Below are 12,979 nucleotides of genomic sequence, written 5' to 3' on the forward strand. Positions count from 1 at the left end.
CCCTGCACGAAGTCCCATGTGTGGCGCCGGTCCGCCTCAGCGCGCCACAAAGCTGAAGACCCGGAACTCCTCAGCGCCCCAGGTACTCTCAGGGCAGAACCGCAGCCCCTCCAGGACCTGGCTCAGCTTCACCTTGACCAGCCGCTGGTGGTTGTCGGCCTCCCGGTACAGCTCCTGCCACTGCCCCTTCACACAGCCCTCCACACGGAACCCGCGAACTAGCGTGCGAGGCATCACCAGAGCCGGTGCTCCAGTGTGCGTGCAGGTGATGCGGATGTTGGTGTTGAGGTCACTATCGAGGACCAGGAACACCTCCTCTATCCGTCGCGCCTCGGCGAAGGTGTACTCAACGGCCTCGCCGACATGGCCCACCCACGCATGGGACTCGTCGCCCACGGGCCTGCTGAACCCATCGCGAAGCGCCTCGGGGTTGCCCGGCCCGGACAGCTTGGCCGAGCCTATCGGCTCTGGAATCTGCATCGGCGTCCAGGGCAGGTAGCAGTCATCCCACAGGAGCCGCTGTTGCAGTTCCCCCATGTGTGCGTTGATATCCCGCGGCAGGACACCGCGGGCAATCGCCATGGCCGCCGCTGTACCGACCGCTTCACCCATGATCGCGCAGGTGGCCATCACCCGCGTCGAGCTCATCGCCGAATGGGTGGCGCTGATGTTGCGGCCTGCGAACACCAGGTTCGCGATGTTGCGCGAGTACAGGCAGCGATAGGGGATCCCATAGGGCGCCGGAGCCGGGTGGAAGATACTAGGGGGCTCGCCCAGTTTGACCGCCCTGAAGCCTGCCGGATGGTGGTCGTCCATGGACCACCCGCCGTAGGCGACGATGTCCTCGAACTTACCCTCTGCCTGCACGTCGTTCTGCGTGAGGATGTGATCCCCCACGTAGCGGCGGCTTTCCCGCTTGCCGGGGAGGAATTGGAGCCAGTCAAGGGCCCAGTTCGCTGCCCCGCAGTCCGCACGGTTCCTGATGTAGTCCCACACGCCCAGGGTGATCCGCAGGAGCTCGTGGCGCAGGACCTCTGTGTCACGGATGCTGTCTTGCTCGCCGCCCAGCTCCACCCACCAGTAGCCGCCGGTGACGGGTGTCGGCAACCCCGAGAAGCGGAAGCGCCCGCCATAGGGGAGCTCGTCGCCCGTCTCGAAGTGCTGCACCCAGTCGGGCGCAGTGTAAGGCTGCACAGTGTCATACTCTCGGGCGACGAACATGCAGGTCATGCCCATCGTCTTGCGGTCGGCTTGCTCGGGAGCGACGGACTCGCCGAACTCGCTCCGCGCTTCTCTGCCCACTCGGAACTGGGCCCCGGTCAGCGGCGCCAGCACCGAATCACCGGAGGCGTCAACGAACAGGTGAGCCTTGACCTTCTGGTAGGTCTGCGTGGTCGTCTGCCAGCCGGTGACACTGGCAATCCGGTCGCCCTCCATGGCCGCATCGAGGCACGAGCAGTTGAGGATCGTGGTCAGCCCCGGCTGGAGCATTGCCTTCTCGTATAGCACCAGGTCCCAGACCGAGTAGTTGTGATCCGGATTGCGGAAGAGGTTCTCCATCTGGATCTCCTCCAGGATCCCCGTCTCCCGCATGTCCTTGTTCGCCGCTCCACGATCGGCGCCGCAGATGTGCATCCGGCACTCGCTCGAAGCGTTGCCTCCGAGCACCGGCCGATCGTGCATAAGGGCAACCGTGGCGCCATGGCGAGCGGCGGCCAGGGCGGCCACCAGCCCCGACATTCCGCCTCCGACCACGCAGACATCGACCTCGTGCTCAACCGTCTCAAAGGGTCGGTTCGCGTCCTTCATCTCTATCAGACTCCCCTTGGTTCAGTGCGCAAACTCTTGCAGTCCAAGGCGTAGAAGCTGCTCCGGCGGCGCTGCGAGGTCTTGCAGCTTCGCCGCTAGGGCCGCCTGCATCTCATGCAGCTTCTCGGGCCGACTCCCCACCAGGTTCTCCAACTCACAGGGGTCGCTCTTCTTGTTGCTAAGCCAGGTCGGTTGCTCGAACCGGCAGTCCGTCACCTTTCGACGCCCGTTCTCGTAGGGCCCAAGGTTGTAGTGTAGGAACTTCGCGAGGCAGTGCCCATACCAGTTCAGCGGCTGGTTTCCCGCCACCGGCGATTGGTGCAGAATCCACTCCCCGTCTGTGAAGGTGACGCTCTGGCCGAACATCCCTGTCACCGCAGACTCTCGCGTCCTTGCCGCCGGGTCTGCCATCACGGGCAGCAGGTCAACACCATCGAGGTCCGGCGGACAGGGCCTCCCGAGCGCACTCAGCACGGTCGGGTACACGTCCACCAACTGCACAAGCTGCTCTCGCCGCTCGCCATGGCCGAGGGTCGGGTGGCAGACGATGAAGGGTGTGTGGCTGATCGGCTCGTGCATGTGGGTCTGCATCTTGCCGATGCGTCCGTAATCGCCGTTGAAGGTGCCGTGGTCGGTCGTCAGAATCAGCAGCGTGTTGCTCCACAGGTCCAGCTCATCCATCGCACCCAGCAGCGGCCCAAGCCAGCGATCTACCAGCACCACGTTCGCCGCATAGCGCGCTTGGATGTTGCGCAACTGCCGCTCTGTGTAGTGATTGCGCCACTTGTCATAGCGCACCGCGCCGGTCCATCCCTCAAGGTACCCCTCGGGGTCGAAGAGCTTGATCAGCTCCTCCGGCGGATCCCAGGGCTCATGAGGAGGGAAGCAATCCAGATGCAGGTAGAAGCTGTCGTGGGTGTGGTTGCGCCGTAGCCAATCGGCTGCATGGGTCATCAGACGGGCTACCGTGTAGTCCTCTTCGGAGTGCCGCGTCAGGAACATGTTCCGGTAGTGCCGCTCGTTCTTCGAGAGCAACTCGGCCGTCGGACACGGGAACTGCACCGGATCGGTCTTCCAGGCATCAGCCTCCAGGCCCCGGATGAACTCAAACCCCGAATAGCCATGATGGTAGTTGCCCGCCCCCTGCTCCCACAGGTGGAAGTGGTCGGTCGCAAGGTAGCTGATCGGCCTGCCTTCCTGTCGCTGCTTGGTCAGAGACTGGTTCGGCGGTCCGGACACCTGTCTTGGGAGGTCGAGGTCGTCCTCTTCCAGCGGACCCCAGCCACGCCGCAGGAACTCATACCGGCCCGTGTAGATGTCCCGCCGGGCAGGCATGCACGGATAACTCCCGCTGTAGCAGTTGTCGAACACGGTGCCCCGTGCGGCCAGCCGGTCCAGATTCGGTGTCGGCACCACCCAGTCCGGTTGCTCTGCACTCCAGCGCTGGTTCAGCGGCAGCCCACCATGGTAGGGACCACAGTGGTCACGTCGGAGCGTATCACACAGGACGAAAATGACATTCATGGCCCTATCCCCAGGGCGTTGCAGCTCCTCTGCGCCGTAGCACCGAAAACTACACCGCAACACCACCGCGCAAGGTTCTCCAAGTGAGCCCGGCTATCCTGCCTTCTGGCGCAACGGGATTGCTGCACGGCCACGAGGGGGAAGGGACCGGGAAGGAGGGGATCGGCCACTGCAAGGCGAAGAAAGCGTTCTCACGCTCTCTGGGGGCCTGTCCCAGGTCGGGACAAGCTACATACACGCGGGAGGCCGGCTGTGCTGTTCGCTGCCTGTACGGACACAGGATTGGTGCGCACGCTGAATCAGGACGGGTTCATCGTCCTTGACCTGCGGACAGGCGCCCGCTTCGCGGGGGAGCAAGTCGTGGGGTGCACCTCTGGGTTCACGGTGTGGGCCGTGGCAGACGGCATGGGCGGCGCGGCTGCAGGCGATCTGGCGAGCAGAATCTGCCTTGATACCTTCGCCGACGAACTAGGCGGGGCTCTGGCCACCGGAGCGCCGGAGTCCGACCAGATCTCCGACCTCCTTCTCGACGCCCTGGAGGCCGCCAACACCGCCGTCTACCGTGCCGCTTCCGAGGACCTTGCGCGGTACGGGATGGGAACCACCTTCACCGCTGGTCTTCTGCACGCAGGCACCGTGTACGTCGTCCACGTCGGAGACTCCAGGCTCTACCGTCTCCGCGGCGATAGCCTGGATTGTCTCACCACTGACCACTCCGTGGTGAACCGTCTCGTCGAGCTCGGCGAGATCACCCGTGACGAGGCACGCACGCATCCCCTGAAGCATCAGATCACCCGTGCCGTCGGGCCTCACCTCTCAGTCCCCATCGACCTTGAGGCGCATCCCGCCCAGCCGGGCGACCTCTATCTCTGCTGCTCTGACGGACTGTGGGAGATGGTTGCGGAGGAGGTCCTGATGCAAACCCTCCTCACCTCCCGGGATCTCCTGACACGCGGCCCGGAGGTGGTGCTGCAGGATGCCTGTCGCCAGTTGTTGCTGCTTGCTTGTGAAGCGGGCGGCCTCGACAACGTGACGGTGCTGCTCACCCTCCTCGGCGAGTCCGAAGCGCCCTCAGGCCCTTCACCTGACACCGCGAACTGACGGCCGCTCGCTGATTCCTGGGCGACCCGATCACATCGGAGCCGGGCCACAGGATCGACCCGCCATACACGAGACGGGCACGGTCCGCGGTTCCAGTGCCTCCTCTGGAGCCTCGATCTTCGCCAGGATCATCCCCGCCGCCTCCTCCCCCAACTGAGCCCAGGGAAGCATCATTGTCGTGACGGGCAAGCCGGCGGCAGTACAGAACTCGTGACCGATCGTCACGAGCGACAGGTCTTCCGGGACCCGTAGACCAAGCTGCCCGGCCGCCAGAAGTAGCGGGATAACGTGGTCCTCCCCGTTGGCAATCACGGCGGTCGGCCTGTCCGGCAGAGACAGGTACTCACGGGCGAGCCCGAGACGTTCCCCTCGATGGACCTGCCGTTCGCATAGACGAACATCCAGCTCCAGGCCCTCCTTCTCCAGCGCCTGACGGCAGCCGGCCCGCCGATCACTGAAACTGTAGTGCCTCGGACCACTCCACCAGAGGGGCTTGAAGGCAGCAAAGGCAATCCGCCGGTGGCCGAGCGCGATCAGGCTCTCCGCTGCTTCGCGTCCGCAGCCCAGATCATCGGGATGGATGCAGTCGGCCTCCTGCTTCACATTCATCCACACCGCGGGCACGTGGTACTTGTCTACCAGTTGCTGCATGACCTCGGGCACCTGGCTGTGGTAGTTGACCAGCAGGCCATCCACCATGGACTCTCGCAGGAAGTTGAGGACCACGCGGCGTTCCGTGAGCCGCTCATCGGGCTCCTGGTTGATCACCAGCCGCATCCTGTGGCCTGCCAGTGCTCTCTGGATGCCCGGGATTAGGCTCGGGAACAGCGGGCTGCGCCAGGCCTGGTCGCTGAGTACGAGCCCAACGCTGTTGAAGCGCCCAGTGCGGATCGCCTGCGCGGAGGGGTTCGGACGGTAGCCAAGCTCTTCAGCGATCTCCCACACCCGTTTGGCGGTCTCGGGGCTGATGGCCACCGGGCTCGCAGACCCATTGAGGACTCGCGAGACCGTCATGGCGGATACGCCGGCCCTCTGGGCGATGTCGCGCAGCGTGACCCGTCCATTGTGGGACATCGATGACCATGCCTTCCTGTTACCGCAGGACTGAGATAACGGTTTATGGTTAAACAACCACATGAGCTCCTGTTTGTCAACCCATACCCTCCACCGGGCACGAAGGACGGCACCTCGTCCCTGTCGAACTAAGCGCCTCGGTAGCGCCCCAACACAGCAGCCGCAAAGGACGCCTGAAGGAGTCCTCAGGATGCCCGTCGTGTCCCTCCCTGAGATCGTGGCCATACCTGGTCTGCCCGAGCCTTTCTCCCTCGACTTGCCGCCGAGCCTGGTAGCTCTTCGTGAGGAGGCCCTTCAGGTTCAGCAAGCACCTTGCCCGGGGCAGCCCGAACTGCGCCTCTCCGACGCTGTCGAGTGGGCCGCGCACACCCCGGAGGAGGACTGGCTCCTATGGCGCGCCCGGCGGTGTGCGGGGCGACTGCGGTGCATGCGCTTGAAGGTCGAGCCCGGCGAGTTGATCGTCGGCAAGCCTGACTTTCGCCCTCCCACGCCTGAGGAACTCGAGCCGCTTCGGGCTGCCGATGAGGTACTCAAGGACGTGCCGCCCTTCCCTGGTGGCGACCCCGGGCATTTCCACCCGAACTTCGAGAAGCTCTTCCGCGTCGGAATTGGTGGTCTGCTCGCGGAAATCGACCAGCTTCGGGCCGCGCTGCCGTCCCACGATGAGCGCCAGACGTTCTACGCGGCCTGCCAGGTCGTGACCGAGGCTCTCTCCGACTTCGTGCTCCGAGCCGCCGAGGCCTGTGCGCAACTGGCGCAGGAGGACCCCTCGGACGCCAGCCGCTGGCACGAACTCGAGTCGATCTGCCACCACATCGCCACCGAACCACCCGCAACCTTCCACGAGGCGATCCAGCTCATGTTCCTGACGCAGATCGCCCTGTGGTTCGCCGAGGACCATCACCTCACCACACCGGGGCGAATGGACCAGACGCTGCGCCGGTTCTACGAGGCCGATGTCGCGGCCGGACGCCTCCATGCTCGCCGGGCCTTCGAGCTCATCAGTTGCCTCTACATCCACATGAACCGCATTCTGTGGCCCGGGTCAGCGGTCTCCGTCCTGGTTGGCGGTCTCGACACCGAGGGCAGGGACGTCACCAACACACTGACTTACCTGTGTCTGGCCGCCCGGCAGGCGACCCATCTCGTCTACCCGACCGTGGGCCTGGTGTGGCATCCCGGGAGTCCGGACGAGTTGCTGGACTATGCCGTGAGGATGATCGCCACCGGTGTCGGCGACCCGGCGATCTTCAACGACGAGGTCATCTCCGCCGGACTGAGAGACCACGGCGTTGCACCCGAGGACTGCCGCAACTATATGAACTCGACCTGCGTCGAGATCAAGGTCTGCGGAGCCTCGAACATGTGGGTCACGCAGCCCTACTTCAACTGCGCACAGGCGCTGCTTGAGGTGATGCAGGAGGCCTCGCTGGGCGTCACGCCGCAGCCGGAGTCCTTCGAGGCACTGTGCAAATTGGTGAGGACACGCCTGGCCCAGCGTATCAAGGATGCGGGCGACCATCTCGACCGCGTCTGGCACGAACGTGAGACCAAGGGCTGCTTCCCACTCGCAAGCTGCCTCGTCGACGACTGCCTGGCGCGAGGTATGGACTTCGACCGCGGAGGCGCCCGCTACAACTGGGTGGAGAACTCCTTCGTGGGGTTAGCGAACCTGGTGGACGGTCTCGGGGCGATCCGCGAACTGGTCTACAACACCGGAGAGCTCACGATAGCCGACCTCACCCGGATTCTGGAGGCCGACTGGGAGGGGCACGAGGTCCTGCGCCAGCGCATCCTCAACACGTTGCCCAAGTATGGCAACGACGATTCCCAGGCCGACGAGTTGGCTGCGGAATGGACCCAGTTCCTGGTGCAGGCCACTGAGGCATGCCACGTAGGTCTGCACCGATACGTTCCTGGCTTTTTCTGCTGGATCCAGCACGAACGGATGGGCTCGCAGACCAAAGCGACGCCGGATGGTCGCCATGCCGGGTTCCCGCTCGCCGATGGTGCCGGAGCCGCCCAGGGACGCGAGAAGGCCGGCCCGACGGCCTCCGCTCTTTCGACGACCTGCTGGTCGCATCGGCCCATTCTCGGCGGACTGGTTCACAATGCCAAGTTCTCTCGCAGCCTGCTGCGGTCAGCCGAGGCGCAGAAGGCCCTCCGTGGTGTGATCGAAACCTACATGCAACGCGGCGGCTTTGAGATCCAGGTCAACGTGGTCGGCCGCGAGACCTTGCTGGAGGCCCAGGAGCATCCTGAACTCCATCCTGACCTGCTGGTGCGCGTCGCCGGGTACTCAGACTACTTCGTACACCTCAATCGCAGCATGCAAGACGAAGTCATCGCGCGGACGGAACACGAGCTGGCCTAGCCGGCGTTGACGATCTGAGGGTTCCCATCCCTGTGGAGGCAAGCCGTTGCACGCTCTGTCACTGGCACAGACTGAACCCGACGAAGCACCCAGGGCACCCTCGCCCACGTACCAGGAGGCGGAGCGTTGGCGGCTGCGGCGTGCCTCGTGGATGCTGGCCCTGATACTGGTCTTCGCGACCTGCTACCAGTTCCATGTCGGCGGCGGGTGGAACGTGATGACCCGCATCGCGTTGATCCGCGCCATCTTCCACGACCACACACTTTCCATCAACCGCAGCCAGGAGCGCACGGGCGACAAAGCCGAGTACCCACCCGGCAGTGGCATCTACTACTGCGACAAACCCGTGGGCGCTCAGATCCTCGGTTTCATCGGCTATGTGATCGGCCATGACGCGGCGTGGTGGACCCTCAACAGCCACTACTTCGCCCTTCTCAGCGGCGCGGTCGTCGCCACCTTCTTCGCCTCGGCACTGCCGGCAGTCGTCCTCGGTCTGCTCATGTTGCGACTCCTGGTGGCGATGGGACAGCCGGTGCGCCGGAGCGCCTTCGCCGTTCTCCTGGGCATTCTGGGCACGCTGCTGTGGACCTACGCCACGGTATTCTACGGTCACGAGGCAGCAGCAAGCCTCGGTATGATCTCCTTCCTCTGCGCCTTCTTCGTGCTGCACGGCGGTCGTCGTCCCTGGCTGCTGGCGTTCCTCGCGGGGATGTGCGGGGCCTGGGCGACGATATCGGAGTTCCCTGCGGCCTTCACCTGCGCCGTCGTCCTGATCTACCTGCTCCGCGCCGGTCTGCGCTATCTGGTGCCCTTCGTTCTGGGAACAGTCTGGCCGGTGGCGGTCCAGCTCCTGTATAACCAGGCCTGTTTCGGCAGCCCCTTCCGCTTCGGCTACATGTACGAGGCCAACAAGGACTTCGCGAACCCGTCTGGATGGGTCTCCTATCCTCGTCTGAAGCCGCTGCTGGCCGTCTGCTTCTCCACCGACAAGGGCATCTTCTTCCTCTCACCGGTCCTGATCTTCGCCTGCTGGGGCCTGTACCTCCTGGTACGCAACCCCCGCTGGCGCCGGGAAGGAATCGTCGCTGCCACGATGGTTGTCGGCTTCCTGCTGTACAACGCCGGTCACTACATGTGGCAGGGCGGCGTGTGCTTCGGACCCCGACACCTCGTGAGCATGCTTCCCTTCCTGATGCTGGGGCTGCCCTTCGCGTGGGAGGGGCTCAGTTCGCTAGGGCGAGCCGTCTATGTCGCCTTCGCAGCCTGGTCGCTGCTGGTGTCCTTCGCCGCAGTGACGACCATCGCTGAGCCCGCCATGCGGCTGCTCACTGGTGAACCGGGAGCCGTCGAGGCCCTGGTGCGCCTGAGTGTGGGCATGCTGGACTGGCCGAACCTGGGGATGTGCCTGGGCCTGCCGGGATGGGCCTCGATTCTGGCCCATGCGCTCCTGCTGAGTCTCCTGACCTGGTGGATGGCCTACACGCTGAGGCCCCGGCCGGACGAACCGACCGGGGCCCCTGAGGCTCTGCAGAAGGTTGTCTAGACCAGTCCGGCCTTACTAAGCCACGCCCGGTACTGCTCAAGCTCGAAGGGTGGATTCCCGGCAAGGTAGTGGCTGAGGCTCTTGCCGCTCTCCGTCTCCCACTCAATCACGTACATCCTCTTCCACGAGGCCGAGAAGGGCACGCGACCCAGATTAGTGGTAGCATCCGCCGGGGCCACTCCCTCGCCCTGGGCCATTACCTCGTCAGTATCCACATCGCGCACTCGCCACTTCAGCCGCAGGTCTTCCCGGCCGTCATTGCAGGCGACGACGTCCTGTCCCCAGTTGCCAGGTTCCCGCAGGGCCACCAACAGCGGCTCCTGTGCCCGCTTGATGAACCCGTAGGCGAGCTTCTTCACGAAGTAGTAGTCGACGATGGCATCGGAGAACTGCGGCCACCCGTCGATCAGGTTCCACCACAAGATGCCCGTGCGGCGCCACTTGGCACAGCGGAACATCTCGATGAAGAACTTCTTCGCCTCAGCTTGCGAGGCCTGACTGGCGAAGGCGAAGTCGTCGAGGTTGTCCGGCACCGTCCCGAACAGCTCGCGAATCTGCTTGGCCATGAGCTCGATCCGGTATTCGTACTGGTTGACGCCAGGGACTGGGTTGCTGGCGTGCAGCAGCCATTCCTCGTTGTTCTGATAGGGCCACACCTTCTCCGGCGAGATGAAGCGGCGAAGGGACTCCGGCGCGGGGCAGCCGTGATAGCCCATCTCGCTGGCGAAGTGACACAGCGACCGCGTGTAGAAGTTGCTCTTGTAGTAGTCCCGGGGCCCCCAGAGATGGTTCTCGGACAGGTACTCGGAGGGCTGCTTGACGGCCTCCTCGTCGATGTAGGGCGAGCTCCCCAGATAGGGCCGCGTTCCATCCTCCTCAGCCACCACCTGGGGCAGCACCTTCCGCGTGAGGACGTTCGTGTTCGGGTCAATCCCCAGGCCCTTGTAGAAGGCGTCGCACTCGTTATCGCCCGACCACAGCGCAATGCAGGGGTGCTGGCGCAGCCGCTGCACGACCTTCCGGGCCTCCTGCTCCAGTCGCTTCTGAAACTCGGCGTCCTGCGGGTACAGAGTGCAGGCAAGGGCGAAGTCCTGCCAGATCAGAATCCCCTTGCGATCGCAGATCTCGTAGAACAGGTCATCCTCATACACGTTGCCACCCCAGCAACGGATCATGTTGCAGCGCAGGTCCTCGGCCATCTCCAGCATCTGCGGGATACGCTGCGCATCGCGGGAGTGGTAGGCATCCGCAGGCACCCAGTTGCTGCCTTTGGCGAAGAGCTTCTCACCGTTCACGCGGAAGCAGAACTCACCGCGCCCGAGTTCATCCGTGGTGCTGGTGCGATCCAGCGCCACCTTCCGTAGCCCGTGCTCGAACTGCATCTGGTCGATCTGCACACCGTTCTTGTACATCGTCGCGGTAACGGTATACAGGTTCGCCTCTCCCCGACCGGCGGGCCACCACAGCTTCGCCTTGCTGACATGGGCATGCATCCGGCCGGCCTGGAACAGCATTCGCGACCGCGCCTGGAACTCCGAATCCCCACAAACGCCCTGGAGGGCGATCTCGTACACGTCCTCCGGCTTCCCGATGGTCTTCGCGTCATAGCACAGCAGCAGGTCGGCACTGCTGTGGGCCGTCGATACGGACTGCGTCTGGAGGTACACGCGCTCTAGCCTCTCAACCGGACGCAACTGCAGCCGCACCGGACGCCACAGCCCCGCTGAGATCGCCCGGGGCATGATGTCCCAACCATACATATGCGGGGCCTTGCGCACATACAGCGAGTCGTAGTTGCTGCCCAGAGCGCGCAGATGCGGAGGATAGTCGTACTTGCGTGCCTCCTCGAGGGCCGGACGCAGATGCACGAAGACCTCGTTGTCCTCCTTGAGCTTGCCGCCAACCGGGAACACATGCTCAACCAGCATGTTGTCGCACTCGCCGATCAGCTCGCCATTGAGGTAGATCTCGGCGAAGCAGTCGACGCCCTCGAAGACCAGTTCGGCGTCCATACCCTCCACCTCGGACGCCTTGAAGCGACGCCAGTACCACACGTGAGCCGTCTCATAGCGAAACAGCTTCGCCATGTTCATCCCATAGAAGGGTTCTTCGATGATGCCGTTGGCCTGTAGGTCCAGCTCGAAGTTGCCGGGCACCTGAGCGCGAAGCTCCTGGAGACCGGCGGCCTGCAGCTCCTCCTGGCATCGATACTGGCCCTGGGGTTCTCCTTCGACGTAGGCAAAGGACCACTCACCGCACAAGTCCACCTCGGGTTGCTCTCTGCGGAAACGCATACTGATGACTCCTTCGCTGTACCGGGCTGCTCCACGCAGCTTTGCCTGTGCCGCGTGTCCGGGCTGTGCATCCTCACATGCCCGCGCCACTTCCCGTCTCAAGGTCAACAGACCTTCGCTAGTTGCGCTCGCTGCGAGGTACAAGCCCTTTGGAAGGCGAACCGGTCCCGAGTGAGCGGCAGACATCGACGGAAGGTCTGCAGGCCCACGCAGGAGGTCACCATATGCCAACACAGCGCTTCGACAGTTTCCGACCCGGAGCAATCTGGCCCGATACCGACGGCGCTCACATCAATGCCCACGGCGGCGGACTGCTCTGGGATCAGGGCACCTACTACTGGTTCGGCGAGCACAAGATCGCGGGCCCGGAGGGCAACCGGGCCATGGTCGGCGTGTCCTGCTACTCCTCGCAGGACCTGTACAACTGGGACAACCGTGGGATCGTCCTGCCGGTGGTCGAGGACGATGAGGATCATGACCTCGTGCGAGGCTGCGTGATTGAGCGGCCCAAGGTCGTCCACAATGCGCGCACGGGCAAGTACGTTCTCTGGTTTCACCTTGAGCTGCGAGGACAGGGCTACAGCGCAGCTCGCACCGGTGTGGCGGTCGCCGATAGCCCTCTGGGACCCTACGAATACCAGGGGAGCTTCCGGCCCGATGACCACATGTCCCGCGACATGACCCTCTTCGTCGATGACGACCAGACCGCCTATCTGCTCTGCGCCTCCGAGGACAACCAGACCCTCCATATCTCGCAGCTTACCGACGACTACCAGCGTCCTGCCGGGCACTTCGAGCGCGTCTTCGTCGGTCGGTACATGGAGGCCCCGGCGATCTGTAAGTGTGAGGGGCGCTACTGGTTCATCGGCTCGGGCTGCACGGGCTGGAAGCCAAACACGGCTCGCTCGGCAGTCGCGTCCTCAATCTGGGGGCCCTGGGAAGAGCAGGGCAACCCTTGCGTAGGTCCTGACGCCGACCTGACCTTCCTGGCGCAGAGCACCTACCTGCTGCCCGTGCATGACCGCCCAGGCTGCTTCCTGTTCCTGGCCGATCAGTGGCATCCTGAGAACCCCATCGACGGCCGCTACGTCTGGCTGCCGCTGGAGTTCATCGACGGCCGCCTGGTCGTGCGCTGGCGCGACCAATGGGACCTGAGCTTCTTCGATCAGCAGTAGCGTCTCGATACAGAACGACCTCCGCTCTCACAAGGGAGCGGAGGTCGTAGGGTCTCCTCCGTATTGCCAGTCGCCTCGATCCCCG

General features: G+C 64.2%; 8 protein-coding genes. 4 read left to right on the forward strand and 4 right to left on the reverse strand.

Going from position 1 to position 12,979, the window contains the following annotated elements:
• Positions 1–36: 36 nt before the first annotated feature.
• Positions 37–1,809 (reverse strand): FAD-dependent oxidoreductase, encoded by a 1,773-nt coding sequence (locus tag ABFE16_08585; GenBank protein ID MEN6345353.1) that lies wholly within the window; start codon positions 1,807–1,809, stop codon positions 37–39.
• 21 nt (positions 1,810–1,830) lie between these two features.
• Entirely contained in the window at positions 1,831–3,333 is a 1,503-nt protein-coding gene (locus ABFE16_08590) for a sulfatase (protein MEN6345354.1), read from the reverse strand.
• Between the two features lie 252 nt (positions 3,334–3,585).
• Here ABFE16_08590 and ABFE16_08595 point away from each other — a divergent pair, with 252 nt between their 5' ends.
• Complete coding sequence (locus ABFE16_08595) at positions 3,586–4,434, forward strand: protein phosphatase 2C domain-containing protein (GenBank protein MEN6345355.1); 849 nt, start codon at positions 3,586–3,588, stop codon at positions 4,432–4,434.
• Positions 4,435–4,464: 30 nt separating this feature from the next.
• Here ABFE16_08595 and ABFE16_08600 read toward each other — a convergent pair whose 3' ends face one another.
• The gene (locus ABFE16_08600; GenBank protein ID MEN6345356.1) at positions 4,465–5,508 is read right to left on the reverse strand and encodes a LacI family DNA-binding transcriptional regulator; all 1,044 of its coding nucleotides are present in this window, start codon (positions 5,506–5,508) and stop codon (positions 4,465–4,467) included.
• Positions 5,509–5,698: 190 nt separating this feature from the next.
• Between ABFE16_08600 and ABFE16_08605 the strand changes: the two genes are divergently transcribed.
• Both ABFE16_08605 and ABFE16_08610 read left to right on the forward strand, forming a co-directional pair.
• Positions 5,699–7,882: a pyruvate formate lyase family protein gene (locus ABFE16_08605; protein MEN6345357.1), complete on the forward strand. Its 2,184-nt coding sequence runs from the start codon at positions 5,699–5,701 to the stop codon at positions 7,880–7,882.
• A gap of 46 nt (positions 7,883–7,928) precedes the next feature.
• Positions 7,929–9,425 carry a hypothetical protein gene (locus tag ABFE16_08610; GenBank protein ID MEN6345358.1) on the forward strand — a complete coding sequence of 499 codons (1,497 nt, stop codon included), beginning with the start codon at positions 7,929–7,931 and terminating at the stop codon, positions 9,423–9,425.
• Here ABFE16_08610 and ABFE16_08615 read toward each other — a convergent pair.
• Positions 9,422–11,719: a sugar-binding domain-containing protein gene (locus tag ABFE16_08615; GenBank protein MEN6345359.1), complete on the reverse strand. Its 2,298-nt coding sequence runs from the start codon at positions 11,717–11,719 to the stop codon at positions 9,422–9,424. The genes ABFE16_08610 and ABFE16_08615 overlap by 4 nt on opposite strands.
• Positions 11,720–11,943: 224 nt before the next feature.
• On the opposite strand from ABFE16_08615, the gene ABFE16_08620 reads away from it, so the two are divergent.
• Positions 11,944–12,894, forward strand: coding sequence for a glycoside hydrolase family 43 protein (locus ABFE16_08620; GenBank protein MEN6345360.1), 951 nt, complete (start codon positions 11,944–11,946; stop codon positions 12,892–12,894).
• Positions 12,895–12,979 lie beyond the last annotated feature (85 nt).

Source organism: Armatimonadia bacterium, assembly GCA_039679385.1.
Lineage (GTDB): Bacteria > Armatimonadota > Zipacnadia > Zipacnadales > JABUFB01 > JAJFTQ01.